Source organism: Pseudonocardia sp. Ae150A_Ps1, from assembly GCF_001932315.1.
Taxonomy (GTDB): domain Bacteria; phylum Actinomycetota; class Actinomycetes; order Mycobacteriales; family Pseudonocardiaceae; genus Pseudonocardia.
The window spans coordinates 3,399,213-3,422,315 of the sequence record NZ_MCIJ01000001.1 but is presented as its reverse complement, the minus strand read 5'-3'; the positions used below and the strand labels follow the sequence as shown (position 1 = coordinate 3,422,315).

Here is a 23,103-nt window from a genome sequence, read left to right as displayed (position 1 = left end):
GTTCTTGGAGTTTCGGATCTGAAAGAAGCCGTTTCGATAATTTCTGCCCCTGATCTCCCGCCAGGGAACCGCTGCTAGGCCTTCGGGCTAGAACCGAGCCCAACGCCAACGGCACCCCTGCGGGCCGCGGCAGCAAGTGACTCCACAGAATAGTCACCGGATGACCGCGATTCGTAAGGTCCGACTAAAGAGCTTTAGGCGTTATGGGTCGGGCTGCTCGGCGGCCGGGGACCGGCCGGCGGCCGCACGCCGCGGCCGCCGAAGGCGGCCACTTGATACCGAATGGAGAGTATAGACACGGCGCGCTCTTGCTCCGTGTCTCCGCAGGTCAGAGCTGGTTCGGCGGCCAGGTCACGAGCGTCTTGTCGTCGTGGCGCTTGGCGCGTGGGAGCTGCTTTCCCTCGGGGTCGGTCTCAGCTTCCCAGCGGTGCAGCTCGTCCAGGAGGGCCGTCAGCTCGGTATCGCCCATCGCGGCGACGTCGGCCCAACGTCGGTCGAGATGGTCGATGCCCCGCTGGGCGCCGTCTGTGGCGAGCACGGCCCATCTGACGTCGTCCGCGCGATACCGGCGAACCTCGGCATGGTCCGCGGCGTTGCTGTCGGCCTCGGCGATCCAGTAGCCGCCCGGGGTGTTCCGCGCGTCCCGCTCGTGGTTCTGAAGTCCTACGAGTAGTCGGCGGTGCTCGTCGTCGTACCCCGCTCCGGCCGCAAGGCGGCTCAGATAAGCGCGTCGCTGCTCCGGCGCAATGGAGGCCAATCGGTCGTCGGTGAGCCGTTCCGTGGTCCCGTCGCGGGTACCGAGCACGATGGTGCTGTCCCCGAGCACGGCGGCATCGACGACGTCCTCGGCCCACCGGAGCAGGGCCACGGTGGACGAGGGCCCCTCCCCCGGCACGAGATCGAGATCCGCGGATACTGCCGCGATCGCGTGACCGAGGATCGTCCGCAGGTCTGTGGTGGTGTCCAGGCGTCGCCGGAGGTCGTCGAGCAGGGCATCGACATAGCGCTCGGCGGAGGGCACGCTCGGAGTGACAGCGGTCGCGCCGTCCATAACGATGAGCCCGTTCGGGGTCGCTGCCCAGCGGTCTTGTCCGGGGCCGGGGCCGCCGGGCAGGAGCGCTCCGTGTGTGGTCATTACGGCCATCGTCGCGGAGGGACGAGGACGTCCAGCGCGGTGGGGCTCAGGGCGTCGAAGGTGCCGCTGACGGCCATGCTGAACGAGCTGTCGCCGAACTCCGACCACAGCTCGGCGACGTGCTCGCCGAGGTAGTGCGCGGCCCCGACGGAGCCGAGGGCGTGAATCCCGGCGATGTGGACGACCACGGCCCCTGAGGGCATGGCGTGGCGGGCGAGGTAGGCGACGTCGGCGCGGCGTGGCTCTGGGTCGTCCATCGGGGACAGGAACCGCTCCCCCGACTCGCGGTCGGTGATCGCCCAGCGGGCGCCGTCGCCGAGCGACATCGTCAGCAGTGGGTCGCGCTGCATGAGCATGTTGCCCACGTGGGCCGAGGCCGGGCCACACACCACGATCGCGTCGCGCTCGGGTTCCCACTCCTCGCGCGGGTCGATGATCAGGCGCTCGACGGAGAACGCGAGTCGTTCGGCTTCCTCGGTGAGGTGCACGCCGGTGGCGTCGTCCTCGGTGGCGATGACGACATCCTCGCGGTCGAGCAGGCGCCGCCCGGGTAGCGCGATGTCCAGTGGGCCGACGCCGAAGAACGCACGGTGGGCCGGCGGGGCGCTGCTGCGGATCTGGGTGATCCTGCCCTTCGTCAACCCGAAGGCCCGGGCGACCTCGGTGTAGCTGCCGCCGAGCTGATCGCGGGCTTCCTCGATCGCCGCCTTGCGCAGGCGTGCGAGTTCCACCGATCGCTGCTGGTAGGTCGCCAGCAGGTCGGTTGCGCGGCGCCCGCGCCGGACAGGGTCCAGCTCCAGGCGCAGCGCATGGAACTCGTCATCAACATCCGCCACACCGCCAGTTTAGGTCCCTTGACAAGCAGGCGCGCCCGGCGCAAGCTGGTTTAGCCCCCTGAACGAGCAGCTCGACGGGCAAGTTGTTTAGTGGTATCAACCAACGAGAGGTGGAGACGATGAGGGATCTTCCGGTGGTGCTGGACGGCTACAAGCTCACGGTGGTGGAGCCGCCCGCGCCGAAGACGCGTCAGGACGCCAACGGCGCCGAGGTGCCGGTGACTGACCGCGAGGGCGTGATCCCGTTCGTGGTGTCGCTGTTCGCCAAGCTCCAGGTGCAGGCGGGGCAGCGGGCGCCGAAGGGTGAGGAGATCAAGGTGACCCTGACTGCCGACCCCGGGGAGGGATTCCCGGAGGACGCCCGGGTGCAGCTGATCGACCCGAAGATCAACCCGTACTCGATCGAGTCCCCCGACGGCCGCACCGTCTCGGGGATCGCGTTCAAGGCGATGGGACTGCGCCCGGCCCACCCTGCGCCCGCTCCGATGCGCCGGGGCAAGGACGACGGGGGTGACCAGTGAGCCGCCCCGACTACCTGCCGTCGTCGACGGTGACGGTCAGCGTGCACGTGTTCGCCTCGACCTCGACCACGTTCCCGGTGCGTCACTACCCGCAGGAGGACAGGGTGACGGTGGATGTGTCGGGTTCCGGTGGGTCGGTGACGTTGTTCCTCGACCGCGCCGAGCTGGTCCGGCTCCGGACGGTGCTGGAGTCCACCGAGCGTGAGCTGACCGACTGTCAGAACGAGAGCAGCGCGGTCCGCTCGATCAGCGCTACGTCCGCCTGATGTAGCGGCGAGCCAGTCCGCCGGAACTGCTTTCCGGCAATCCGATTAATTCCGAGACGGGGACACCTGTGTCTCCGGCCAGGGGTGAATGCCAGTGGTGTGCAGCGAATGCAACGGCAGCCAAGCCTGCGACATCTGCGACGGCTACGGCACCGATATCGGCGACATCGAATGCGCGGCATGTGGCGGTACCGGGGTCTGCCCGGGCTGCTTCGGAGATGGCGAGATCAGCGGGTCCGGTTCGCTGGTCGGAATGGAGAAACGATGACGAGCACGGCAGTCATGTCCCGCCCGCGGGCCACGACCGGTGTCGGTCGACTGGTGCGGCGGCTGGAGATCGAGCGGCGTCGCTGGAACCGCCCCGAGACCCCGACCGTGCCGACCGAGCAGGCATGGCGGGCCGGTGTCGCCGAGGGCTTGCGCCTGGCGCAGCTCGCGATCCGTAAGGGGGTCTGAGCGATGGCGATCAACCTCGGGGCCCGGGACAGGGTGCGGACGCTGCCGAAGGTCAACCGGCGTGCGCTGCGCCGCTACGGCGAGTTCTGGCGGGCGTTGCAGCTCGTCGGGGACGCCCTGGCCGAGGCGGAGAAGGTCGCCGCGAAGACCACCGACGCGGGCAAGGGCAAGCGGGCCGGCAAGGGCGTCTCAGCGAAGACCGGCGGTCAGCACTGGTCGACCGCGTCCCCGGACGAGGTGTCGGCGTCGGCGAAGAAGGCCCACGGCTCGCTACGGGTGATGGCCAGTTCGGCGAAGCGGTGGGAGGCCGAGTTGGTCTCCCGGGAATGGAGGAAGTGATCCGATGTCGAAAGCCGTGGATCGCACCGTCGAGGACCTGGACGCCGCCATGCGCGAGTTGAAGCGCTCGCTGCACGGGATTCCGTATCGGACGGGTGGTTTCAAGAACACCCACGACAAACTCGCCCGTGATGTCGCCGTCCTGACCGTTCAGTTGGATTCGGCGCGTGGGGCGTTGCGCGAGCAGAAATGACCCTCCGTGGTGGTGGGGCGCCCGCCGGACTCGATTCTTGGCGGAACAGATCGACGGGCGCCCCGCTACCCGCACACCACTTCTCGTGAGGACCGGCAGCAATGACCAAGCGTAGTAGCTCTGCCACACGTATCAACGGGCCCGCCCGCACACAGTCGGGTCGCGCCACCCGGGCCCCGGGCCGGGAGTTCCAGGCCGCCGCCTGGCTCGCCCACCACCCCGGGTTCCTGGCCGCCCCGCTCGCCCTGCTCGGGCTCGCGGTGGTGCTGGGCCCGATCGTCACCGGCGCCGTCGTGGGTGCTCTCGTGCTGGGCGTCGTGGTCTGGGGCCGGGCACACCCGGCGACGTTCGACCGGTTCGCCGCCCCGATGCTGCGGGCGACCTGGCGTCGGTGGACGGTCTACCGGGGCCGCCGCTGGGCCCGTCTCATGGCCGACTGCGGTCTGACCCGCGAGCACCGCCACACCGGAGACCAGCTCGTGCCCCGCGTCCTACGGGTCCGCTCGTCCTCGCCGACGATCGACACCGTCTACGTGCGGATGGTCCGCGGTCAGGACGTCGCCTACTGGCAGGAACGCGCCTCGGTGGTCTATGAGGCGCTGATCGCGCACCGGGTGGCGATCACCCGCCACCGCCCCGGCGTGGTCGCGATCGTCATCGAGTGGGAGTTGCCGTTCACCCGCACCATCCCCGCCCCCGACATCCCCGAGACCGCCGAAGATGTCGACCTGGGCGCGGTGGAGATCGGGGACAACGAGCGCGGCGAGGCGTTCACCGCCCCGGTGATCGGTGGGCACCGCCTCGTCGCCGGAGCGTCCGGGGCCGGTAAGGGCTCGGTCCTGTGGTCCACGCTGCGCGGGGTCGGGCCCTGCATCCGCGACGGCGTCGTGCGCGTGTGGATGGTCGACCTCAAGGGCGGCGTGGAGACCGAGCAGGGTGCCCCGCTGTTCCACCGCTACGCCACCGACATGGCCCAGGCCCTCGACCTGCTCACTGAGTTCCGCGACGCCATGCGCGACTGGCAGGACGACATGCGCGAGCAGAACATCCGGGCTGCAACGCCATCGGTGGCGACGCCGGTGGAGCTGCTGGTGATCGACGAGATGGCGATGCTCACCGCCTACGGCGACCGCTCATCCGTCCGCACCGCCCTCGGGCTGCTGGCGGAGGTCATGACGCAGGGCAGGGCCTCGCTGTTCTCTGTGCACGGCTACCTGCAGGAGCCCAGCAAGGACGTCGTCGACGTGCGGGAGCTGTTCACGCAGCGGATCTGCCTCGGCGTCACCGCCGCGAGCCACGTCGACATGGTGCTCGGTGAAGGTGCACGGGAGCGGGGTGCGCTGGCCGACGAGATCCCCGGCGACGCCCGCCACGCCGGGATCGGGTTCGTCATCGACCGCGGCTCACGGCTGCCGGTCCGGTTCCGCGCCGCCTACGTCAGCGACGACGACATCACCGAGCTCGTCGCCCGGTGCACGCCGCCGCCGGACGCCGACGTGATCACCATCGACGGACGGGACGTGGCCTGATGCGCACCACGACGCTGTGGGCCCTGGCGATGTGGGCCAAGACGACCCTGCTGCTCGCGCTGCTCGTCGGCGCCGCCTGGTGGTGCCTCGGTACCGGCTCCGGCTGGTTCTGGGTCGCGCTCGCCGCTGCCGGGGTCACCGAGTGGTACGTCGTGCGCCAGCTCGCCCGTGAGTGGGCCTGGGAGGCCCGGGCGACCTGGTGGTGGTCGGCATGACCGGCCAGAGCGGCACCGTTCAGGACGCCTTGTTCGGCGGCGCGGTCATCGTCGAGAACGCCGAGCATGGCCCGGCCGCCACACAGGACCCGCGCGAGGTCGCCCGGATCGTGGCAGGCGCGCAGGACCCCGGGTTCTTCGTGATCGAGCGCACCGGCCGGGTCATCCAGGCCGATCCTGCCCGGCCCGGGTGCGCCGAGGCTGTCTCCCGGCACGACGGCGACACCGTGGCCCAACTCCTCGACTCCGGACACCTCAAGCTCGGCGGCAACCACCACATCCACCACGCCGGGCAGGAAGGCCCGGCCCGGGCGGTCCTGGTCCCGAAGGCGACCCGGGACATGGTCACCCGGTGGGGCCACCTGCGGCCCGTCCCGGACCCGCGTCCGGCACCCGAGCCGAAGAGGGCCACCGGCCAGGGCGCCAGTGGGGTGATCTGGGTCGACGTCGTTCAGCCGGGTAAGGCGCTGGTCCTGCTCGCCGGGACGAGCCAGGGCGGCACCGTCCTGCGCGAGGCAGGCCGCTACCGGGTCGAGAACGACCACGGCGCCCTCGTCGGCCATGCCTCCACCTACCGGGCCGCCGGGCGGCTGCTGGCCCGCTACTACGGCCACCGCCCGGGCCCGGGCCCGGTCGAGATCGAGCACGAGCACCGCGCCCGCCCCCGCCGGTGACGGCCCGGCCCCGCCGCAGAGCACCCACAGCCCCGGCGGGGCCGGAGCCATCCACCCCACACGCTCATCCCGGAGGGATGCCGCCATGACGGCTACCCAGCACGACAACGACCTGTCCCACCTGCTCCGGTCAGAGAACTTCCAGACCTGGCGCCGCGAGGTCACCGCCCTGGGCGGCTGCGCCGCCCCGATCCACCTCACCGGCTCGGCCCGCATCCAGGACCGCGCCACCGGCACCGTGCTGGCCGAACGCGACGGCGACATCCTCGCCCCCTGCGGCAACCGCCGCGCGAGCGTCTGCCCGGCCTGCTCGGACCGCTACGCCTCCGACGCCTACCACCTGATCCGCGCAGGAATGGCCGGCGGAAAGGGCGTCCCCGACACCGCCACCGACCACCCCCGGGTGTTCGTCACCCTGACCGCACCCTCGTTCGGGCCCGTCCACACCCGACGCGTCAGCCCGAGGGGCCTGGTCATCCCCTGCAGCTGCGGCGACAAGCACCACCCCGACGACCCGAGGATCGGTACCGCCGCCGACGCCGACGCCCACGACTACGTCGGCGCGATCCTCTGGCAGGCCCACGCCGGGAAGCTCTGGAACCGCTTCACCATCCGCCTGCGCCGCCTCCTCGCCGGAGTCCTCGGCGTCAAGGTCCGCGACTTCCCCGCCCACGCCCGGCTGTCGTATGCCAAGGTCGCCGAGTACCAGCGGCGCGGCCTCGTGCACTTCCACGCCGTCGTCCGCCTCGACGGACCCGACGGCCCCGTCACCGGCCCACCCACCTGGATCGACACCGACAGCCTCAACGCCGCGGTGCGCCAGGCGGCCCAGGAGATCTCGTTCTCCGTCACCCGCCCTGACGGCAGTCCGCTCGTGCTCGCGTGGGGCTCCCAGGTCGACACCCGGCCCATCACCTCCACCGCAGCCGCCGCGCTGGAGAACGACGGCGGCGAGATCATCGACGCCGCCTTGGCCGCCTACGTCGCCAAGTACGCCACCAAGGGCACCGGCAAGAGCGAGGCCACCGACCGGCCCATCCGCGACATCACCCACCTCGCCCACCTCGACATCACCCCGCACCACCGACGGCTGATCGAAACCGCCTGGGAGCTCGGCGGCCAAGACCAGTACGAGGCCCTGAACCTGCGCCGCTGGGCCCACATGCTCGGGTTCCGCGGCCACTTCCTCACCAAGTCCCGCGCCTACTCGACCACCTTCGGCGCCATCCGCGGCGACCGCCGCACCTACCAGCTCGGACAGACCCTCGCCGCCCTCGACAACCCGGCCGAACCCGGCTCCGTGCTGGTGGTCAACGACTGGGCCGTCGTCCACATCGGCCACCGCAACGATGCCGAACGAGAGATCGCCCTCGGCATCGCCGAACGACGACGCGAGCAGCGCACGAGCAGGAAGGAGCCCCGTCGTGGCTGACACGACCACTGCGCAGTACCTGACCGTCCCGCAGGCGGCCGAGCACCTGAATACCTCCGTGCGCTTCGTCCGCCGGTTGATCGCCGAACGCCGGATCACCTTCTTCCGGGTCGGGCGGCATGTGCGGTTCGCCGTCGCCGACCTCGACGCCTTCGTGCAGGCGGGCCGGGTCGAGCCGGTGACCGCCGCGAGTGTCTGGCGGGACCTCGGGGGTGTGGCCTGATGGGTAACCGACGAGGCCACCGCCGGTTCGGGCACGTCCGCAAGCTCCCGTCCGGCCGCTACCAGGCGAGTTACCTCGGGCCGGACGGCCAGCGTCGGACCGCATCGACCACCTTCGCGCGCAAGGCGGACGCCGACGTCTACCTGTCCCGCGTCGAGGCGACGATCAGTCAGGGTGAGTGGACGGACCCGTCCCGGGCCAAGGTCCGGCTCGTCGACTACGCCGAGAGCTGGGTCGAGCAGCGTGCCGGACTCCGGCCCCGCACCGTGGAGCTGTACCGGTGGCTGCTGGCCCGGCACATCGTCCCCACTCTGGGCGGGGTCGCGCTCGGTGAGCTGACCACGGCGCTCGTCCGGCAGTGGCGGGCCGACCTGCTCGCCGCCGGGGTCTCCCAGACGATGGCTGCCAAGGCGTACCGGTTGCTCCGGGCCGTGCTGAACACCGCGGTAGAGGAGGATCGCATCCTCGCCCGGAACCCGTGCCGGGTGCGCGGCGCTGACCAGGAGAACCCGGCAGAACGCCCGGTCCTGACGCTGCCGCAGGTGTTCGAGCTGGCCGACGCGATGCGCTACCGGCGGCTACGGATGCTGATCATCGTGACCGCGTTCGCGACGCTGCGGTGGGGAGAGGCGACAGCACTGCGACGGCAGGACGTCGCCCCCGACGGGAGCTGGGTACGGGTCAGCGTCGCCCACACCGAGGTCGTCGGCCGCGGGATCGTCGTCGGGCCGCCGAAGTCCCGTGCCGGAGTCCGGACGATCAGCATCCCGACAGCGGTGCGCCCGGAGCTGGTCGAGCACCTGCGCGAGTACGTCGGCGCGGCCCCGGACGCGCTGCTGTTTACCGGGCCCAAAGGCGGGGCCCTGCGTCGGGCGCACTTCAACAACTTGGTCCGATGGGTCGAGACGGTGAAGAAGATCGGAGCGCCCGGCCTGCACTTCCACGACTTGCGGCACACCGGCAACCTCTGGGCCGCCCAGACCGGCGCGAGCACCAAGGACCTGATGTCCCGGATGGGGCACGACGACATGCGGGCGGCCCTGATCTACCAGCGCGCGACCAGCTCGGCCGACCGCCGGATCGCCGACGGGCTGAGCGGCCTGGTCGACGACCAGCGGCGTGGGGCCACGCGCTCCCAGGACGACGAGCGCGATCCGCCGGTCGCCGGGTGAGCCATCCCGAATCGCACGGGGATAGCACGCGAGGCCGTTCACCGAGAACGACGAAGGCCCAGGTTCGGCGGAAAATCTGCCGCTGACCTGGGCCTTCGTTGATGGAGCGGATGACGGGAATCGAACCCGCGTATTCAGCTTGGGAAGCTGATGTTCTACCATTGAACTACATCCGCACGGCGTGAGATCACCCTAGCACCACGCCCTCCCCGCCCGTCACGGGCCACCCGGGCCCGGTCGCCGCACGAACCGACCACCCGGCGCGGGTGTCTCGACCCCTCCACCGGCCGTCACGCACACTCGCGGCGTCGGTCTGTCAGCCGGCTGGAGGGGGCCACGATGAGCGGGTTCGAGCCGCTGCCGGGCGGTGGGTCCGACGATACGGACCACGAGCACGACATCCTCCTCATCGCGGGGAGCCGCCCCGAGGTGGCCCGGCTGGCGCCCGTCGCGGCGGCCGTCGCCGCCGCGGACCGGATCCGCGGCATCACCGTCGCGACCGGGCCCGACCCGATGGCGGTGCACGAGGCGTTCGAGGCCCTCGGTGTCCCGACCGACATCACGGTCCTGCTGCCCAGCGACGTCGCGTCCGGCGTCGCCGACGTCGCGGCGGCGCTGCTGGTCCGGCTCGACCGGCTGATGGTCGACCAGGACCCGTCCGCGGTGCTCGTGCACGGAGGCGGGATGGCCGCCGCCGTCGCCGCCACGGTCGCGTTCTGGCGCCGGATCCCGATCGTGCACATGCAGGCCGGCATGGGTACCGACGACCTGCTCTGCCCGTTCCCGCAGGAGGCGCACCGCCGGGTGATCGGGCAGCTGGCGTCCCTGTTCCTGACGACGAGCGGGTCCGCGCTGGGCAGTCCCCTCGGCCCGAACGTGCTCACCATCGGCGACACGGTCAACTCGCTGCCGGCGCCGTCCGACCAGGGCTGTGTGGACGTTCTCGAACGGGTGCGCGACGCGCAGCGGCGGCTGGTGCTCGTGGACCTGGAGCGGTCGTCGTCGCTGCCGGTGCTCGGCGCGCTGGCGGACCTGCTGGAGCGCTACCCGCGGGTCGAGTTCGTCGTCACGGGTGCGCAGGCCACCGCCGACCCGGTGCCGGTACTGGGCCGGCACCCGCGGGTGACCGTCGTCCCCGAGCTGGCCCTGCCCGACGAGCTGGCCGTGATGGCCGCCGCGACCGTCCTGATCAGCGACGACCACGAGCTGGTCGCCGACGCCCCCGGTCTGGGCACCCTCGCCGTCCTGGTGGACGGCCCGAACGTGCCGCAGCCGGGTGACTCGATCCGCAGCATCGCCGCGCACGACGCCGTCCCCGCCGTCGCGCAGGTGATGGACGGGGACCACGGGCGCCGACCGGCCCCGTCGGACGGGCTCGAGGCGGCCCGGGCCGAGCAGGCGGTCGCGTGGATGTTCGGACTCTGCCGCTCCCCACAGCTGCCCGACGGCACCGGCGGGGGCCGGCACAGCGCGGACGGGAGCGCCACGGAGGAGGAGTCGTCCGAGGCGTGATCCGCGCGCTCGCTAGGGTGTCCCGGTGCTGCTCTCCGACGGCGACCTGCGCAAGGAGATCGAGTCCGACCGGCTCGTGCTCGATCCGTGGGACGTCGAGATGCTCCAGCCGTCCAGCATCGACGTCCGGCTGGACCGGTACTTCCGGGTGTTCCAGAACTCGCGCTACACCCACATCGACCCGTCCCAGCAGCAGGACGAGCTGACCACGTCGGTGGAGACACCCGACGGGGAGCAGTTCGTGCTGCACCCGGGCGAGTTCGTGCTCGGCTCGACGTTCGAGCGCGTCGGCCTGCCCGACGACCTCGCGGGCCGGCTGGAGGGCAAGAGCTCGCTGGGACGGCTGGGCCTGCTGACCCACTCGACGGCCGGGTTCATCGATCCCGGTTTCACCGGGCACATCACGCTGGAGCTCTCCAACGTGGCGAACCTGCCGATCACCCTGTGGCCGGGGATGAAGATCGGCCAGTTGTGCCTGTTCCGGCTGTCCAGCCCCGCCGAGCGGCCCTACGGCAGCGAGGGCGTCGGCTCCCGCTACCAGGGCCAGCGGGGCCCGACTCCGTCGCGCGCCTTCCGGAGCTTCCACCGCACCGACACCCGCCGCACCTGATCCCGTTCCGCGTACCCCGGGAGAGACCGCCGGATCGCTACGCTGGCCGGTGATGGACGCCGAGCGAAGCTCCCCGGAGCACCCCGACCCGTGGGCGACCGGGCGTCGCCGCCCGGGCCGTCCCGACCGGGGCCGACGGCCTGCCGCACCCACCGGCACGTCCGGCACCGCTTCGCCCGGCACCGCTTCGCCCGGCACCGCCGCCCCCGCTGAGCCGCCCGGCCGGGCGCTGGAGCGCCGTCCCGCACCCGCCGGACGGGACGACCCGCCCCGGACCGTCGACAGCTCGGTCGCCGGGCCGCCGCGCGACCGTCCCGCCCCGGAGGAGCCCGTCGAGGACCCCTGGCGGCACTGGCGCAGGCTCCGCCCCCGCAGCGTCCGGGGCGCGACCGCGCTCGGGCTCGCCGGGACCGCCCTGTTCCTGTTCCCGTTCCTGGACGAGCCGGGCCGGTGGTGGGTCCCGGCCGGGCTCGGGTTCGGGACCCTCGTCCTGCTCGCCCTGCTGCGCCTCGATCGGCTGCTGTTCGGGTGGGCTCCGCACGTCGCGGGCGTCGTGCTGATCGCCGCGCTGGTGTACGGCACCGCGCGTAACCCGTGGGCCTGGGGCCTGGCGCTGGCGACGGGCGTCGTCGTCGCCGGGCTGCTCCTGCTGCCCCGCTGGAGGGTCCTCGCCGTGGGCGGGGTGCTGCTGGTGCTGGCCGGGATCGGCTACACGTTCCGCTCGGCCGAGATCCAGCAGGACCAGGCGCGGGTCGACGCCCAGGCGGGGGCGCAGTTCCGCGCCGAGCTCGGGGTGGAGCGGCCGCAGCTCGCGCTGGTCACGCTGGACACCGGCGTCGCCGACGGGAACCCGGCGCGGGTCTGCCGGGTCGCCCAGGAACCGGCTGTCGCGCAGCTCCGGGCAGCCACGGGGGCTGCGACCTGCGAGGACGCCGTCGCCGTGCTGCATTCGCGGCTCCCGGCCGGGGCGGAACCGACGCGTCCGGACCGGAAGTCCGAACCGGACGTCCCGCCCGGTGGCACCACGACCGTCGACGCCTGCGCGTCCCCCTGGGGTGCGGCGGCCCCGCAGCTCGGGCGGGTCGAGCTGACCCGCACCGGGGCCGCTCGGCCGACCTTCCAGGTCAGCTCCTTCGCCCCCTGCTGAGCGGAGCCCCTCCCGACGCGGAACGGCCGGGCACCCCGTGGGGTGCCCGGCCGTCGCCGTCGGTGCGGTGGATCAGTTCTCGTTGGACCGTTCCTGCGTCGCCTGCTCCGGGGTGGAGCCGTTGGACGACCCGTTCCCGGACGACGACGGCGCCGCCGTCCCCGTGCTGGACGCCCCGTCGGACCCGGCCGGTGCAGGGTCCTGCCGGGCGGCCTCCTCCGCGACCTCCGGCTCCGGCGTGGCGACGGCCGGGGTCTCCGTGGTCGGCGCGGCCTCACCGGTGGTGTCGGCGGCGACCGGCTCGGCCGTCGGCTCGGACTCCTGCTCCGGGGTCGCGCCCGGCTCGGCGGCGGGCTCGCTCCCGGCCTGCGCGTCGGTGTCGGCGGTGTCCCCGGCCTCGGCGGCCACGACCGGCTCCGGGGTCGGCTCCGGCGCGGGGTCGCCGCGCCGCACGGCGGCGAGCAGCATCTGGGAGACGTCCTTGACCTGCACCGAGTCGCCGGCGGTCTGGTTGACGCCGTCGGTCATCATCGTGCGGCAGAACGGGCAGCCCACCGCGAGGGTGCCGGAGGGCTCGTCCCCGCCGCCGGCCTTCGTGAGGGTCTCGGCGGCCTCCTTGGCGCGGGTGAAGTTGATGCGCTTGCCGATGCGCTCCTCCATCCACATCCGGGCGCCACCGGCACCGCAGCACATCGACCGGTCGGCGTGCCGCGGCATCTCCGACAGCGTCGCCCCGGCGGCGCCGACGAGGTCGCGGGGGTCCTCGTAGACCTCGTTGTGCCGGCCCAGGTAGCAGGGGTCGTGGTAGGTGACCGGGCCCGTCTCCTCGCCCGCGGGGGCGTTGACCGGGACCAGCTTCTTCTCCCGGACCAGCTTGTTCAGCAGCTGGGTGTGGTGCACGACCTCGTAGCGCCCGTCGAGCTGGGGGTACTCCCGGCCCAGGGTGTTGAGGCAGTGCGGGCAGGTCGTGACGATCTTGCGGGTCCCGGCCTCGCGCTTCTCGAACACGCCGTTGAGGGTCTCGACGTTCTGCTGGGCCAGCATCTGGAACACGAACTCGTTGCCCGAGCGACGGGCCGGGTCACCGGTGCAGGTCTCGCCCGAACCGAGCACCGCGAAGTCGACCCCGGCGCGGTGCAGCAGCTCCGCGGTGGCCTGCACGGTCTTCTTCTGGCCGTCGTCGAACGCGCCCGCGCAGCCGACCCAGAACAGGTACTCGGTCTCGGCGGGCAGCTCGCTCTCCACGACCGGGACCTCGAAGTCGAGGCTCTTGGTCCACTCCAGGCGGTCCTTGGCGTTCTGGCCCCAGGGGTTGCCCTTGTTCTCCAGGTTCTTGAACAGCGAGTTGAGCTCGGTCGGGAACTCGGACTCGATCAGGACCTGGTAGCGGCGCATGTCGACGATGTGGTCGACGTGCTCGATGTCGACCGGGCACTGCTCGACGCAGGCGCCGCACATGGTGCAGGACCACAGGATGTCCGGGTCGATCACACCGAGGACGTCCTCGCCGCCGATCAGGGGGCGCTCGGCCTCCTTGCGGGCGGCCTCGGGGATCGCGGCCAGACGGGCCTCGGCGTCGTCGCCGGTGATGCCGACCTCGTCGCCGGCCATGTCGGTCGAACCGCCGGCCAGCAGGTAGGGCGCCTTGTCGTAGGCGTGGTCGCGCAGCGCGTTGACCAGCAGCTTCGGCGAGAGCGGCTTCTCGGTGTTCCACGCCGGGCACTGCGACTGGCAACGACCGCATTCGGTGCAGGTCGTGAAGTCGAGCAGGCCCTTCCAGGTGAAGTCCTCGACCCGCCCGACACCGAAGGTGTCCTCGTCCGGGTCGGCCTCCTCCAGCTCCAGGACCTGACCCTTGGACATCATCGGCCGGGTCGCGCCGAGTGCCTTGCGGCCGTCGTCGTCGCGCTTGAAGTAGATGTTGGGGAACGCGGTGAACCGGTGCCAGGCCACACCCATCGTCGGCTTGGCCGCGATCACGATCAGCCAGATCGTCGCCGAGAGGACCTTGACCGCGGCGAACACCGTGACCAGCGTCGGCGACGCGGGCAGGATCGTGCCCAGCGCCTTGGACACCGGCGCCGACCAGGTCGGGACGTCGAACACGCCCAGCGCGTCCTTCGCGCCACGCACCACCAGGATGCCCAGGCCCTCGAGGAACACGATCGCCTCGACGAAGTACGCCCGGCCCTGGTTCGAGCCGTAGAACCGCGACATGCGGCCCTTGGTCCGCGGGTTGCTCAGCTGCCGGATCACGATCAGCACGCCGATGCCGACCACCGTGCCGACACCGAGGATCTCGACGAACAGGGAGTAGACGCTCCACTCACCCAGCAGCGGCAGGTGGAACGTCGGGTTCCAGACCTCGACGAACGCCTCGATCAGCGCCAGGAACAGGCCGCCGAACCCGACCATCACCAGCCAGTGGAAGACACCGACGTGACTCCACTTGAGCATCCTGGTGTGACCCAGGGTCTCCTTGAGCATCGTCGCGAACCGCGGCCCGAACGGCCCGATCCGCGTCGCGTCCTGCTCACCGAGCCGGATGACGCTCACCATGTAGGCGACCGTGCGCCACACCAGCGCCACCGCGGCGATCGCCGACAGCACCGTGACGATGCCCAACGTGTACTGCACCCAGGTCATGCGGGGGAACCTCCCTGTAGAACGCCCAGTGGTCCCGGCCCGAGCGCGGTGCGGGGCCGTGCCGGCCGGTGACGGGAGGCGCCGAGGCGCGTCGCACCGCAGAGAGCGATGACGGGGCGCGCGTCGGCACTGACGTCGAGGCGGAACGGGACGGGAATCGAGGAGCCGGTCCGGGAGGTCGCCGCGCGGGGCCGGGGGTCACGCGGGCACGGCGGACCGTGCCGCCGGGACCGGGCGGGCCTCTCCATCGCAGTGCCTCCTCGGACGTCGCCGTCGCGTTGCTGTGGTGGGACGCGACGGCGGTCGGGCGAAGGGTAGTGCGCGTGGACGCGGCGCGCGCTGCCCCACCTCCCGACGGGTGGTGCTTTGTTACCGAACAGTAGCCACCCGTGACCATGACATTCGCGGGTGGGGAGATCCCACCGGGGTGCCCGATATGAGGTACGAGTCACGCCCCGGAGCGTGCTCGACCGTTCGGCCGACCGTGTCCACCCGGATGCGGTGCGTGGCGTTCACACCGGGCGTACGGGTCACTCGTCTATTATCACCGCCGGGTCTCGTGGTCTACTCGCCTGCGGGAGCGATTCGGACGAGTGGATTCCGCAAGGAGGAGCTGAGATGACCTCGCACGAGGCGATCCAGCTGGTGCTGGCCCAGGGCGAGCTCACGACGGTCAACCTCCGTGACTGGATCACGAACAACATCGTTCCGCTGATCCTGCTTGCGATCGCCGTGATCCTGCTCTGGATCGGTGGCAGGGGTGACAACGCGGGCGTCGCCCGCCGCAGCGTCGGCCTGCTGGTCGGCCTCATCGCGCTCGGCATCGCCGTGACCGGCAACGGTCCCGCGGTCGGCCAGGCGCTGGCCAACCTCCTCGTCTCCACGGGCTGATCCGTGCTCGTTCGCACGGACGACGAGGTCTACCGGGTCGACGCCGTCTGGCTCGGCCCACCGCGCGCCACCTTCCCCTGGCGGGCCCGGTACGTGAGCTACGGCGTCGGGCTGCTCGTGATCATGCTGATCATGATGGTGCAGCGCAGGCTGGGCATCGGGCTCGACTTCTTCTCGGTCGCGTGGGCGCTCGTGGGCACCGTCGCCATCACCCGCTTCCTCGGCAAGAAGATCGACTACGAGCGTCCGCTCGGTCAGGTGCTCGGCCAGTTCTGGGCCGAGGTCACCGGGCCGCGTGCGGGTCGTCGTTCGGGTGGTGGGTCGGTGCGGGCCGGGCACGTCCGGGTCCGCACGTCGCGCGCGCACCCGGGGCAGCCGCCCCGCGGGGGCCGGCCGCGCCCCTGGAAGGTCGCCGACCGGTCTGCCGCGCCGGCGCTGCCCGACACCTCCCCCGCCACCGGCGGGCAGTTCGGACGCCCGGTCGCCACGAAGGGCGCGCTCGTCGGTGCCGCGGCCGGTCCCGCCACGACACCGCGCCGGTCCCCCGCCGGCGGCACGGTCGTGGACGTGACCGGCGAGACCGAGCCCGCCGTCCCGGTCGTCCCGGCACAGGCCGAGCCGGAACGTGTCGTCCCGCCGCTGCCCGAGCCGGGCAGCGCCCCGCGGCAGGGCCGGTTCCGCCGGGCCCGCGGGCGGGGCCGTGGCCGCGGCGCGACCACCCCGGCCCGCGTCAGCCGTCCGGAGCCGTGGCGCAAGGGTGGCCACCGTGGCCGCACCTGAGCGGACGTCCCGCCGGCGGCGTGGCCGCGCCCGTGCCGGCGAGGGCGGTTCGGGCTACACGCCGTCGATCGCGCTGCGCTCGATCGACGGCCACCTGACGCGCACCGGTACCCAGGTCATGGCCTGGTACCGGCTCGCCGCGCAGGCCTGGAGCTTCCGCAGTGACGGCCAGCGCGAGGTGCTGATCCGGCAGATCGCCGCGCAGCTCGGGGAGATGCAGGGCCGCTGGGTGCACCTGCGCGTCACGACGCGGCCGTACCCGGTGCACATGTGGGCGGAGTCGTTCGACCAGAACGCGCTCGGCCGGATGCCCGACGTGCCCGGCGCGCTGGGCTGGGACGGCTTCCTGGAGGGCGAGCAGCGCCACCTGATGGGCCTGTCGATGGCCGACAAGGAGGTCTTCCTCGGCATCGAGGTGTCCGGACGCGGCCTGCTGGACCGCTGGGTGGAGCGCGCCGCGCCGGTGCTGGACCGGATCGCGCCGTCGGCGGTGCGGGCCGAGCTCGCCGCGCTGGAGTCCGAGGTCAGCCACCTCGACGTCCTGGTCGCCGGCTCCGGGCTCGACGCCGTACCGGCCAGCTCCGAGGACATGGCCTGGCTGATGCACCGCTCCGTCGCGCTGGGGCTGCCGGCGCCGCGCGGGCTGTCGTCGGTCCCGCGCGGGGTCTCCACCTGGGAGGCCGAGGACCTCGCCGCCTTCACCGAGGGTGTCGACCTGCACCAGGAGCCCTACGCCCCGACCGTCCAGGTGGTGGGACGGATGCGGTCGCAGGCCGTGTCCCGCAACGTCGCCGTGCTCTCGGTGGGCCTGATGGAGGGCCTGCGGATCCCCGAGATCGACGACCCGTGGATGCAGCACTCCGACCGCCTGCCGTTCCCGGTCGAGTGGTCCGCGCGGATCTACATCCGGCGCCCGGAGGACGTCACGGGCGAGCTGCAGCGCCAGATGGGCAAGGTGCGCAGCCAGATCCGGCACTACACCCACGACCATGACCTCGACCCGCCGATGTCGCTGGCCCGCCAGGCCGACCGCGTGCTCGAGGTCGAGGACGAGCTCACCACCGGGCTCACCCAGATGAACACCCGGTTGTACGGCTGGTGGCGGATCGCCGTCTCCGGCCGCGACGAGGCCGAGGCGACCACCCGCGCCCAGCAGATCGTCGACATGTACCGGCCGAAGGTGCAGATCGAGCACCCCGAGGCCCAGTACCGCTACGCCCGTGAGTTCATCCCCGGCGAGCCGCTGGCGTCGACGGCCTACCGCCGGCGCGGCTCCGTCACGTGGGCGGCGGCCGCGGTCCCCGCGGCGACCGCGAGCGTCGGCGACCGGCGCGGGATCATGCTCGGCGAGACCTGCACCGCGACCCGGCGTCCGGTGGCCTGGGACCCGTGGCTCGCGCAGGAGGTGCGGCGCGCGTCCGGCCTGACCGCGATCGTCGGTGGCCTGGGCTCCGGGAAGTCGTTCCTGACCGGGCTGGTCGTCTACAAGACGCTGCGCGGCGGGGCACGCTGGACGGTGCTCGACCCGTCCGGTCCGCTGGCCGAGCTGACCCGGCTCCCGGAGCTGGCGCCGTTCTCCCGGCACATCAACCTGCTGCGCGCCGACCCGGGCATCCTGAACCCGTACCGGGTGGTCGCCGAACCCCGCCCGGACCACTTCGCCGACGACGAGGACCCCGAGCGCGCCTGGAAGCGGGAACGTTCGCTGGCGGCGGCCACCCGTCGTCGTCTGGTGCTGGACGTGCTGTCCGGCCTCCTGCCCTACGAGATCTCCCGGCAGCCGCACACCCGGATCGTGCTGCTGCGTGCCGTACGCGAGGTCGGCGGCGCGCCCGACCGGCACCCCGGCATGGTCATCGACACCCTGCGTCGGCACGCGTCCGAGGGTGAGGAGCACGCCGGCGTCGTCGCGGACTTCCTCGACGAGCGCCGTGAGCTTCCGCAGGCCGCGCTGCTCTTCCCGGACGAGACCCGGGCCGACCCGTGGCACGCCGACCGCGACTACCGCCTCACCGTGCTGACCATGCAGGGCCTGTCACTGCCGCGGCCGGGCAGCCCGCGCGAGGAGTGGACCGACAACGAGTCGCTCGGCGTGGAGCTGCTGAACCTGGCGTCCTGGCTGACCCAGCGCACGATCTACGACGCCGACCGCAACCTGCGCAAGGGCGTCGCGCTCGACGAGACGCACTTCCTGTCCCAGGTGCCCACCGGCAAGGTGCTGATCGACCGGCTCGCCCGCGACTCCCGGAAGTTCAACGTCCGGGCGCTGTTCGCGTCCCAGCTGGCCGGCGACCTGCTGCGGGTCTCCGGGTTCGCGTCGCTGGTCAACGCCGTGTTCGTCGGCCGCACCGACGACGAGGAGGCCCAGTCCGAGGCGCTGCGGCTGCTGCGGGTGCCCACCGACGTCGGCTACGAGGAGATGCTCGGGACACTCTCGCCGCGCCCCCGGCACGACGACCGGCCGGACGACACACCGCGCCAGTTCGTCTTCGCCGACGGGCACGGTGGCGTCGAGAAGATCCGGATCGACCTGGAGGCCCCGCACCTGGAGCACATCCGGGAGGCACTCGACACCAACCCGGACGCCGCCCGTGCCACCGCGCCCCGCCCGCCGTCCGGCCCGGAGATCAACGCCCCGGACGAGCCCACGCCGCTGCCCGCCGCCCGCCAGGTACCGCCGGCCCCGGCGTTGCCCGATCTCGACGGCGACGACCTCGACGTCGACACCCGGATCGGACCCGGCGAGACCGATCCGGTGCTGGCCGGACGGGTCCGCGCCGGCGGGGTGCAGGTCGTCTCGCCCGGCACCGGGTCCTCCACCGAGCTCTACGACGATGAGCAGATCGACCTGCTCGACGAGTACGACGAGGACTGGATCGTCGACGAACCCCCGCCCCCGGACGACGACGGCGGGCACGGTCCCGCCGGCAACGGGCACCGACCGGCCGCATCGCGCGCCGACGCCCACGACCCGCCCGATCCCGGCGGGGACGGGCGGTGACGGCCGGGCTGGATCCGTCCGGTGGCGCCGGTGTCTGGGTCGTCCTCGGCATCGTGCTCGCGGCCGTCGTCGTCGCGGTCCGCCGGACGCGCACCGAGCGGCCGCCGCGCCGGCCACGCCGCCGGGCGGTCCTGGTGGTCGCCGCGCTGGCGGTCGGCACGATCCTCGTCGGCACCCCCGCCATGGCCCAGGCCCTGGACTGCAAGACCCCGCCGGAACCGGACCGGCCCGGGACCGGTCTCGTGGGCTCGCTCGACCGGCCGTCCGCGCTGCACGGTGAGCTCGGCAGCGTCTACGAGGAGGTCGGCTACGCCGGGCTCGTCTGGCACAACTACGACCTGGGCTGCGCCGCCTCCGGGGTGCTGAACCCGTCGGTCACCACCGACACCTGGCTCGGCAACCAGGTCTTCAACCTGGCCAAGCTCAGCGTCGGTGGCGTCAACTGGGCGCACTACCTGATCGCCGACGGCGGCGCGCTGTTCGAGCCGCTCGACACCGTCATCTCCACCGCGACCCGCGCGATGTACGAGACGGTCTTCACCACCTGGGTCGGGCTCGCCCTGCTCGGGTTCGCGATCATCGTCCTGCTCCTCGCGATGCGCGGCGACCTCGCCCGCCAGGCCCAGCGCACCGCGATCGCGGTGCTCGCCCTGATGATCGGTTCCGCGGCCTATCTCGCCCCGGTGAACTGGTCGCGGGCCGCCGACGACCTGCTGCTCGACGGCGTCACGCAGATGCAGGAGGGCTTCCTCGGCCAGATCGGGCTCGGCACCCGGGACACCCTGCCGACGATTCTCGTGGACCAGGTCGCCTACCAGAACTGGCTGCGCGGGACCTTCGGCGCGCCGGACGTCCCGCAGGCCCAGGAGCTCGGGCGTGACCTCCTGCGTGCCCAGGCGTTCACCATCGACGCGATCGACCAGGGGCAGGACACCTCCGAGACGGCCGAGCGGAAGAAGGCCGACTACTCGGCGATCGCCGACCGGATGGGCGACCGCTACGCCTACTTCACGGGCGCGACCGGCAGCCGGATCGGCGCCGGCACGCTGGCCCTCGTCCAGGCGGCCTGCATCGCGCTCTTCCAGCTCCTGGCGAAGGTCCTGGTCCTGGTCGCGTTGCTGATCATCAGACTGCTGGTGGTGTGTGCGCCGGCGGTCGCGGTGGTCGCGCTGCTGAAACCGGACGTCATCCCGGCGATCCTGCGCATCGCGGGTGCGGCGGTCGTCAACACGCTCGTCGTGGGCGCGCTCGCGGGCCTGCACGCGTTGCTCGTGGTGTCGCTGTTCGCCCCCGGCTCCGGGATCGACCTGTGGCTGGCGCTGCTGGTCACCGGGGTCGTGACCCTGGTGATGTGGGCGGTCGCCCGGCCGTTCCGGCGGCTGGTGTCGATGGTGTCGCTGACCCGGGAACAGTTCGGCGGGATCGTCCCGGGCGTCGGCGACGGGCCGATGTCGAAGGTCTGGAACCGGATGCGCGGTCCGCTGCCGGGCGACGAGCGTCAGTCCCGCTGGTGGTCCGAGCGCGGCACCGGTCCCGGCGCCGGTGATCCCGACGCCGCCCGGCCGGAGGCGGAGACGGTCGCGGGGCCGGGTGCCCGTTCGTGGCGCCGCAGGCCGCAGCCGGAGGTCCCCGGCCGGCAGGAGAGCAACCGGATCGCCGAACCGCGTCGCGGGCAGCTGCCGGTCGGCGCGTCCGGACGCCCCGGCACCGGCCCGGCCGTCCCCGGCCGGACCGACCCCGGCGAGATCGACGACCGGTCGATCTACCGTCGCGACGAGGCGTCCGCCCGCCGCCCCGGCGACCCGTCGCCGGTGACGCCCGAGCTGGTCGACGGCGTCTCCGTCTACAAGATCTACCGTCCGCGCGCCGCGCGGACCGCCGACGGCCGGGACGGTGGCCGTGCCGATTAGGTCCCCGCGCGGCCGGACGGCCGCCTACCGGATCATCTGGCAGTGGCCGCTGCGCTCACCCGCCCGGCTGGCCGTGACCGTCGTCCTGATCGGCGGGCTCGTGTTCGGGCTGGTCCTGGTCGGCGGCCAGGTCGGCGGCGGCGCGTCGAGCGGTGGTCTCCTGGCCGGCGGCGGTCAGGGCGAGCGGTGGGAGCAGGGCTCCGGTGTCTCCGCCACGCCGACGCCGACGATGCTGCCCCCGGTGTCCCCGCTGACCCCGGAGTCCCGTCCGGTCGACCAGGCGCCGCCCCAGGCGCTCGAGGTCGCGCGGGTCTGGGCGTCGGCCTGGGTGAACCACCCCGAGGGCATGACGACGCAGCAGTGGGTGGCCGGCCTGCGCCCGTACACGACCGACGAGTTCCTCGGTGTGCTCGCGGGCGTCGACCCGGCCAACGTCCCGGCCTCCCGGGTGACCGGCGCGGCCACGCCCGTCCGGGTCGCGCCCAAGAGCGTCGAGGTCGAGGTCCCCACCGACTCCATCCGGCTGACGATCCTGGTCGTGGACACCGAGGCGGGCTGGAAGGTGTCCCGCTACGACCGGGCATGAGCACACCGGTCACCCGGGCGCTGCGCCCGCTGCGGCTCCTGCTGCCGTTCGTCGCCATCGGGATGGCGCTGGTCCTGTTCCTGACCGTCGGGTTCCTGGCGTTCAGCCCGAACATCGGTGGCGGGCGGACCGGCGGTTCCGCATGGTGCGACACCGGGATCTCGACGGCGACCGTCGGACGCGGGGGCGGTGGCGCGACCATCGAGACGCTGGCCGACGACCAGCGCCAGAACGCCTCGTCGATCATCTCGGTCGCCAAGGACATGGACCTGCCGCCGCGCGCGTGGCTCGTGGCGCTGGCCACCGCGATGCAGGAGTCCACCCTCCGCAACATCGACTACGGCGACCGTGACTCGCTGGGCCTGTTCCAGCAGCGGCCGTCGCAGGGCTGGGGCACGCCCGCGCAGGTCACCGATCCGGCGTACAGCAGCCGGATCTTCTACGAGCGGCTGCTCGAGGTGCCCGGCTGGGAGAGCATGCCGATCACGGTCGCCGCGCAGACCGTGCAGCGCTCGGCCTTCCCCGACGCCTACGCCAAGTGGGAGCCCCTCGCCGCAGCGCTCGTCGAGCAGGTCGGTGACGTCGCGAACCCGACCGGGTGCGAGCCCGGGACGACGGGTGCGCTGCCCCCCGGCGCGGCCGGCGCCGCGATCGGCTTCGCGCTGCGCGAGCTCGGCAAGCCCTACGTGTGGGGCGCGACCGGCCCGAACGCCTACGACTGCTCCGGGCTGCTGATGCGCGCCTACGAGGCGGCCGGGATGACCATCCCGCGGGTCTCCCGCGACCAGTACAACTCCGGCGGGCACCTGCCCAACCGGGACGTGCAGCCGGGCGACTTCCTGTTCTACGCCCACGACACGTCGGACCCGTCGACGATCTACCACGTCACGATGTTCATCGGCGACGACAAGATGGTCGAGGCGCCGAACAAGGACCATCCGGTGCGGGTGCAGCCGGTGCCGTGGGACTTCGAGGACCTGGTCCCGCTGGCCACCCGGCCGGGAACGACGCCGAACCCGGCGTAGGGCA

23 protein-coding genes and 1 tRNA gene are annotated in these 23,103 nt (G+C 72.5%); 20 read left to right on the top strand and 4 right to left on the bottom strand.

Going from position 1 to position 23,103, the window contains the following annotated elements:
• Positions 1–328: 328 nt before the first annotated feature.
• Together Ae150APs1_RS15925 and Ae150APs1_RS15920 are read right to left on the bottom strand one after the other, a co-directional pair.
• On the bottom strand, positions 329–1,135 hold the full coding sequence (locus Ae150APs1_RS15925) for a protein phosphatase 2C domain-containing protein (protein ID WP_075298592.1): 807 nt from the start codon (positions 1,133–1,135) through the stop codon (positions 329–331).
• Positions 1,135–1,971 (bottom strand): hypothetical protein, encoded by an 837-nt coding sequence (locus Ae150APs1_RS15920; RefSeq protein WP_075298589.1) that lies wholly within the window; start codon positions 1,969–1,971, stop codon positions 1,135–1,137. The genes Ae150APs1_RS15925 and Ae150APs1_RS15920 overlap by 1 nt, the downstream gene beginning before the upstream one ends.
• Before the next feature lie 119 nt (positions 1,972–2,090).
• Here Ae150APs1_RS15920 and Ae150APs1_RS15915 point away from each other — a divergent pair, with 119 nt between their 5' ends.
• The 11 genes from Ae150APs1_RS15915 (at position 2,091) to Ae150APs1_RS15870 (ending at position 8,991) form a co-directional block, all read left to right on the top strand.
• Positions 2,091–2,492 carry a hypothetical protein gene (locus Ae150APs1_RS15915; RefSeq protein WP_075302169.1) on the top strand — a complete coding sequence of 134 codons (402 nt, stop codon included), beginning with the start codon at positions 2,091–2,093 and terminating at the stop codon, positions 2,490–2,492.
• Positions 2,489–2,758, top strand: coding sequence for a hypothetical protein (locus tag Ae150APs1_RS15910; protein ID WP_083680159.1), 270 nt, complete (start codon positions 2,489–2,491; stop codon positions 2,756–2,758). Before Ae150APs1_RS15915 ends, Ae150APs1_RS15910 begins: the two co-directional genes overlap by 4 nt.
• A gap of 264 nt (positions 2,759–3,022) precedes the next feature.
• Positions 3,023–3,214, top strand: coding sequence for a hypothetical protein (locus tag Ae150APs1_RS31255; protein ID WP_139316937.1), 192 nt, complete (start codon positions 3,023–3,025; stop codon positions 3,212–3,214).
• Positions 3,215–3,217: 3 nt separating this feature from the next.
• Positions 3,218–3,553: a hypothetical protein gene (locus Ae150APs1_RS15905; protein ID WP_075298586.1), complete on the top strand. Its 336-nt coding sequence runs from the start codon at positions 3,218–3,220 to the stop codon at positions 3,551–3,553.
• A gap of 4 nt (positions 3,554–3,557) precedes the next feature.
• A complete protein-coding gene (locus Ae150APs1_RS15900) occupies positions 3,558–3,746 on the top strand; it encodes a hypothetical protein (RefSeq protein ID WP_075298583.1) in 189 nt (62 codons plus the stop codon).
• Positions 3,747–3,847: 101 nt separating this feature from the next.
• A complete protein-coding gene (locus Ae150APs1_RS15895; protein WP_075298579.1) occupies positions 3,848–5,275 on the top strand; it encodes an FtsK/SpoIIIE domain-containing protein in 1,428 nt (475 codons plus the stop codon).
• Positions 5,275–5,490 carry a hypothetical protein gene (locus tag Ae150APs1_RS15890; protein WP_075298576.1) on the top strand — a complete coding sequence of 72 codons (216 nt, stop codon included), beginning with the start codon at positions 5,275–5,277 and terminating at the stop codon, positions 5,488–5,490. Before Ae150APs1_RS15895 ends, Ae150APs1_RS15890 begins: the two co-directional genes overlap by 1 nt.
• Positions 5,487–6,164, top strand: coding sequence for a hypothetical protein (locus Ae150APs1_RS15885; RefSeq protein ID WP_249266353.1), 678 nt, complete (start codon positions 5,487–5,489; stop codon positions 6,162–6,164). Before Ae150APs1_RS15890 ends, Ae150APs1_RS15885 begins: the two co-directional genes overlap by 4 nt.
• Before the next feature lie 85 nt (positions 6,165–6,249).
• Positions 6,250–7,596, top strand: coding sequence for a replication initiator (locus Ae150APs1_RS15880; protein WP_075298573.1), 1,347 nt, complete (start codon positions 6,250–6,252; stop codon positions 7,594–7,596).
• A complete protein-coding gene (locus tag Ae150APs1_RS15875; RefSeq protein ID WP_075298570.1) occupies positions 7,589–7,819 on the top strand; it encodes a helix-turn-helix domain-containing protein in 231 nt (76 codons plus the stop codon). Before Ae150APs1_RS15880 ends, Ae150APs1_RS15875 begins: the two co-directional genes overlap by 8 nt.
• Positions 7,819–8,991 (top strand): tyrosine-type recombinase/integrase, encoded by a 1,173-nt coding sequence (locus Ae150APs1_RS15870; protein ID WP_075298567.1) that lies wholly within the window; start codon positions 7,819–7,821, stop codon positions 8,989–8,991. The genes Ae150APs1_RS15875 and Ae150APs1_RS15870 overlap by 1 nt, the downstream gene beginning before the upstream one ends.
• A gap of 102 nt (positions 8,992–9,093) precedes the next feature.
• Here Ae150APs1_RS15870 and Ae150APs1_RS15865 read toward each other — a convergent pair.
• Positions 9,094–9,167 (bottom strand) — tRNA-Gly (locus tag Ae150APs1_RS15865).
• 163 nt (positions 9,168–9,330) lie between these two features.
• Between Ae150APs1_RS15865 and Ae150APs1_RS15860 the strand changes: the two genes are divergently transcribed.
• The 3 genes from Ae150APs1_RS15860 to Ae150APs1_RS15850 are packed head-to-tail and all read left to right on the top strand — an operon-like array spanning position 9,331 to position 12,260.
• On the top strand, positions 9,331–10,503 hold the full coding sequence (locus Ae150APs1_RS15860) for a UDP-N-acetylglucosamine 2-epimerase (RefSeq protein ID WP_075298564.1): 1,173 nt from the start codon (positions 9,331–9,333) through the stop codon (positions 10,501–10,503).
• Positions 10,504–10,528: 25 nt separating this feature from the next.
• Entirely contained in the window at positions 10,529–11,113 is a 585-nt protein-coding gene (gene dcd / locus Ae150APs1_RS15855) for a dCTP deaminase (protein ID WP_010226059.1), read from the top strand.
• A gap of 52 nt (positions 11,114–11,165) precedes the next feature.
• Positions 11,166–12,260, top strand: a complete 1,095-nt coding sequence (locus tag Ae150APs1_RS15850; RefSeq protein WP_075298561.1) for a hypothetical protein — start codon at positions 11,166–11,168, stop codon at positions 12,258–12,260.
• A gap of 72 nt (positions 12,261–12,332) precedes the next feature.
• Here the strand turns inward: Ae150APs1_RS15850 and Ae150APs1_RS15845 are convergent, their stop codons facing one another.
• Positions 12,333–14,906, bottom strand: a complete 2,574-nt coding sequence (locus Ae150APs1_RS15845; protein WP_075298558.1) for a heterodisulfide reductase-related iron-sulfur binding cluster — start codon at positions 14,904–14,906, stop codon at positions 12,333–12,335.
• Between the two features lie 618 nt (positions 14,907–15,524).
• Between Ae150APs1_RS15845 and Ae150APs1_RS15840 the strand changes: the two genes are divergently transcribed.
• The 6 genes from Ae150APs1_RS15840 to Ae150APs1_RS15810 are packed head-to-tail and all read left to right on the top strand — an operon-like array spanning position 15,525 to position 23,099.
• Positions 15,525–15,797, top strand: a complete 273-nt coding sequence (locus Ae150APs1_RS15840) for a hypothetical protein (RefSeq protein WP_010244125.1) — start codon at positions 15,525–15,527, stop codon at positions 15,795–15,797.
• A gap of 3 nt (positions 15,798–15,800) precedes the next feature.
• The gene (locus tag Ae150APs1_RS32840; RefSeq protein WP_060574489.1) at positions 15,801–16,577 is read left to right on the top strand and encodes a hypothetical protein; all 777 of its coding nucleotides are present in this window, start codon (positions 15,801–15,803) and stop codon (positions 16,575–16,577) included.
• Entirely contained in the window at positions 16,564–19,578 is a 3,015-nt protein-coding gene (locus Ae150APs1_RS15825; RefSeq protein ID WP_249266352.1) for an ATP-binding protein, read from the top strand. The genes Ae150APs1_RS32840 and Ae150APs1_RS15825 overlap by 14 nt, the downstream gene beginning before the upstream one ends.
• Positions 19,575–21,488: a hypothetical protein gene (locus tag Ae150APs1_RS15820; protein ID WP_075298547.1), complete on the top strand. Its 1,914-nt coding sequence runs from the start codon at positions 19,575–19,577 to the stop codon at positions 21,486–21,488. Before Ae150APs1_RS15825 ends, Ae150APs1_RS15820 begins: the two co-directional genes overlap by 4 nt.
• Positions 21,478–22,074 (top strand): hypothetical protein, encoded by a 597-nt coding sequence (locus Ae150APs1_RS15815; protein ID WP_075302163.1) that lies wholly within the window; start codon positions 21,478–21,480, stop codon positions 22,072–22,074. The genes Ae150APs1_RS15820 and Ae150APs1_RS15815 overlap by 11 nt, the downstream gene beginning before the upstream one ends.
• Positions 22,071–23,099, top strand: a complete 1,029-nt coding sequence (locus Ae150APs1_RS15810) for a C40 family peptidase (protein WP_060574492.1) — start codon at positions 22,071–22,073, stop codon at positions 23,097–23,099. Before Ae150APs1_RS15815 ends, Ae150APs1_RS15810 begins: the two co-directional genes overlap by 4 nt.
• Positions 23,100–23,103 lie beyond the last annotated feature (4 nt).

Excerpts from the sequence above, each read along its gene's own strand:
- Ae150APs1_RS15870 (WP_075298567.1), top strand. The coding sequence starts at position 7,819 with ATGGGTAACCGACGAGGCCACCGCCGGTTCGGGCACGTCCGCAAGCTC.
- Ae150APs1_RS15890 (WP_075298576.1), top strand. The coding sequence starts at position 5,275 with ATGCGCACCACGACGCTGTGGGCCCTGGCGATGTGGGCCAAGACGACC.
- Ae150APs1_RS15885 (WP_249266353.1), top strand. The coding sequence starts at position 5,487 with ATGACCGGCCAGAGCGGCACCGTTCAGGACGCCTTGTTCGGCGGCGCG.
- Ae150APs1_RS15810 (WP_060574492.1), top strand. The coding sequence starts at position 22,071 with ATGAGCACACCGGTCACCCGGGCGCTGCGCCCGCTGCGGCTCCTGCTG.
- Ae150APs1_RS15850 (WP_075298561.1), top strand. The coding sequence starts at position 11,166 with ATGGACGCCGAGCGAAGCTCCCCGGAGCACCCCGACCCGTGGGCGACC.
- Ae150APs1_RS15900 (WP_075298583.1), top strand. The coding sequence starts at position 3,558 with ATGTCGAAAGCCGTGGATCGCACCGTCGAGGACCTGGACGCCGCCATG.
- Ae150APs1_RS15840 (WP_010244125.1), top strand. The coding sequence starts at position 15,525 with ATGACCTCGCACGAGGCGATCCAGCTGGTGCTGGCCCAGGGCGAGCTC.
- Ae150APs1_RS15845 (WP_075298558.1), bottom strand. The coding sequence starts at position 14,906 with ATGACCTGGGTGCAGTACACGTTGGGCATCGTCACGGTGCTGTCGGCG.
- Ae150APs1_RS15925 (WP_075298592.1), bottom strand. The coding sequence starts at position 1,135 with ATGACCACACACGGAGCGCTCCTGCCCGGCGGCCCCGGCCCCGGACAA.
- Ae150APs1_RS31255 (WP_139316937.1), top strand. The coding sequence starts at position 3,023 with ATGACGAGCACGGCAGTCATGTCCCGCCCGCGGGCCACGACCGGTGTC.
- Ae150APs1_RS15905 (WP_075298586.1), top strand. The coding sequence starts at position 3,218 with ATGGCGATCAACCTCGGGGCCCGGGACAGGGTGCGGACGCTGCCGAAG.
- Ae150APs1_RS15915 (WP_075302169.1), top strand. The coding sequence starts at position 2,091 with ATGAGGGATCTTCCGGTGGTGCTGGACGGCTACAAGCTCACGGTGGTG.
- Ae150APs1_RS15860 (WP_075298564.1), top strand. The coding sequence starts at position 9,331 with ATGAGCGGGTTCGAGCCGCTGCCGGGCGGTGGGTCCGACGATACGGAC.
- Ae150APs1_RS15895 (WP_075298579.1), top strand. The coding sequence starts at position 3,848 with ATGACCAAGCGTAGTAGCTCTGCCACACGTATCAACGGGCCCGCCCGC.
- Ae150APs1_RS15880 (WP_075298573.1), top strand. The coding sequence starts at position 6,250 with ATGACGGCTACCCAGCACGACAACGACCTGTCCCACCTGCTCCGGTCA.